Source organism: Rahnella perminowiae, from assembly GCF_019049755.1.
Taxonomy (GTDB): Bacteria; Pseudomonadota; Gammaproteobacteria; order Enterobacterales; family Enterobacteriaceae; genus Rahnella; species Rahnella perminowiae.
Window position 1 is genome coordinate 1 of the sequence record NZ_JAFMOS010000238.1, and the last position, 2,392, is coordinate 2,392.

Annotated in this window: 2 protein-coding genes; one reads left to right on the forward strand and one right to left on the reverse strand. The window is 49.8% G+C overall.

Going from position 1 to position 2,392, the window contains the following annotated elements; genetic code table 11:
- The first annotated feature begins 125 nt into the window (after positions 1-125).
- On the forward strand, positions 126-1,436 hold the full coding sequence (locus tag J1785_RS01685; protein WP_129991251.1) for a methyl-accepting chemotaxis protein: 1,311 nt from the start codon (positions 126-128) through the stop codon (positions 1,434-1,436).
- Positions 1,437-1,819: 383 nt separating this feature from the next.
- On the opposite strand, the gene J1785_RS01690 is transcribed toward J1785_RS01685, so the two are convergent.
- Entirely contained in the window at positions 1,820-2,059 is a 240-nt protein-coding gene (locus tag J1785_RS01690; protein WP_015696539.1) for a hypothetical protein, read from the reverse strand.
- Between the last annotated feature and the right edge of the window lie 333 nt (positions 2,060-2,392).

The following is a 2,392-nucleotide window of genomic DNA, read 5'->3' on the forward strand; positions in this document are numbered from 1 at the left end:
AGACTAATCTTTCGCAGAGTATGAGTAAGTTTACTTATCACCTGTGAAAATTAGCACGTGCATTTTTTATCAATTAATTGCGTTTACGCATTAATTCACGTTATCAGCCACAGGGTGTCTGTCCTATGCAATTATTTTCTCATCAGTTTAGTGCGGCATGGCGTGATAAATTCGCTGCGATCCAGCTGGCGGTTCCGATGATTGCCTTTACGCCGGAAGGCGTGGTGCTTGAGGTCAATGATCTGTTTCTCAGCAGCATGGGGTACAGCAGAGGCGAGGTGATGGGCCAGCCTCATCGGATTTTTTGCACCCCGGAATTTGTTGCCAGTGATGCGTACCGTCTCCATTGGGAAGGTTTACGGCAGGGAAAGTCGGTCAGCGGGAATATTAAACGTGTACAGAAGAATGGAAATATCATCTGGCTCGAAGCGACGTATGTTCCGGTAAAAAACAAACAAGGAAAAGTGACTGAGATAATTAAAATTGCCAGCGATGTATCCGAAAGAATTAACGAATCGCACGAACACCAGGGAATTTTACAAGCGCTAGACCGCTCGATGGCACTGATTACCTTTACACCTGAGGGGAGTGTGATTTCTGCGAACAATAACTTCCTGAAACTCATGGGATATTCTTTACAGCAAATTAAGGGCCATTCCCACACGATGTTTTGTCTCCCGCAATACCGTGATTCCCTCGATTACCGCCATCACTGGCAGCGTCTGCGAAGCGGTGAGTTTATTCTCGGGCGTTTTGAGCGCATCAATGGCCGCGGCCAGCCTGTCTGGCTGGAAGCGAGTTATAATCCGGTGATAGATGATGACGGCAAAGTGATAAAGATCGTTAAAATTGCGCATGACATTACGGATCAGATGCATCAGCAGCGTCAGCAGGAAAGCATGATGACACATGTGCATGAACTGTCGCTGACCACTGATAAAACGGCGGCAGAGGGGGTAACCATCGTCCGGCAAGCCGTGGAAGATATGCAGGAAGTGGAAGCGCTGGCACGGCGGACTTCCGATATCATCGGACAACTGGGTCAGACTTCGGAACGCATTGGCGAAATGGTTGACACCATCCGCCGTATTTCCTCACAGACCAATTTGCTGGCCATCAACGCGACTATTGAAGCAGCGCACGCGGGTGAGCAAGGGAGGGGGTTTGCCGTGGTGGCGGGGGAAGTCCGGTCACTGGCCGATCAGTCCCGCAAAGCGGCTGTTGAGATAGATCAGCTCACACAAAACATCCGCGACGGTGTGATGGCTGCGATTGACGGCATGGGGAATTGTGTCAGCCGCGCGGGCGGCGGCGTTGCACTGAGCCGCAATGCGGGTGATGTGATCAATCAGGTAAATCTCGGCATGCAAGATCTGGTGCGAATGATGGCGGAGTTTTCTGTCGTCGCGAGGGAAAAGGAACAGACGAGGCATTAGTGGCAGGGAGCCGCTGCAACGGGGCGGCTAACCGAACGCTTTCTCACTCGCCGTGAAGGCTGAATTGTGAAAATTTCGGTTTCTCAAGTGCGGTGATCGCTTAACGCGCTGCGCCGAAACCGCCCAAAGGAGGGAAGTGCTTTCCCTCCTTTGGATTCCTCCCCGCCTTTACAACAAGCGCTTCGCTGGCTGGCTATGTTTCAGGTACCACCGTGACAGGCTGGAAATCTTGCCGCTGCGCGGTGCCTTCTCTCGGTCCTGAAGCCATAGGTCTTCAGGCCGCTCCGTTCAGCAAGATTTCTGAATCGCCCGTGAGTTTCCACATACTCGATCTGCTCCTCCCCCTGCGAAGGGGGAGGCGGGGAGGGGGTTTTAAAGACGACTCAAACGGCTATTTGATCCATAACGTCTTCATCATTTGCTGAAAATGCTAGCACATCGTTTAAGAGGTTCAGCCTTTCCAAAAGAACAAAATTCAGTATTTCTTTAGCGACTGGATTGCAGATTTCGGTGATAGCCAGACAGAGTGCTCGGCATTGATCACAAAGTTCATCGGGTTCAAGCGGTGTCTTATCGAACAGGCCATCAGCGGTAGGATTCGGTAAAGAAGTAGAAGTAATCATGGTAAACCCTCAAATGTTTGGTGTGGCGTCATACATGCGTTGCAAATCGCATGGGTGGCAGATCAAACAGAGTTTGCAATACCGGACATTTGAGAAAACCAGCCAGCCCGAAGGCTGCTCTGTCTGATCCGCCATAATATGCTGGCGGAGATCCACGGTGTATTTAACCATGAATATTTCAAATGTCACAGGTTGCAAATCCTGGCTACGGATTTTGCCGCAGCAGGAAACAATTTACGCCGATTAATTTAATAAAAAACTGGCTTTTCAAAGCATTGGAAAGCATCTCGCAAACAAAAATGTAATCAATGTAAAGCATAGATTCAGGTAATA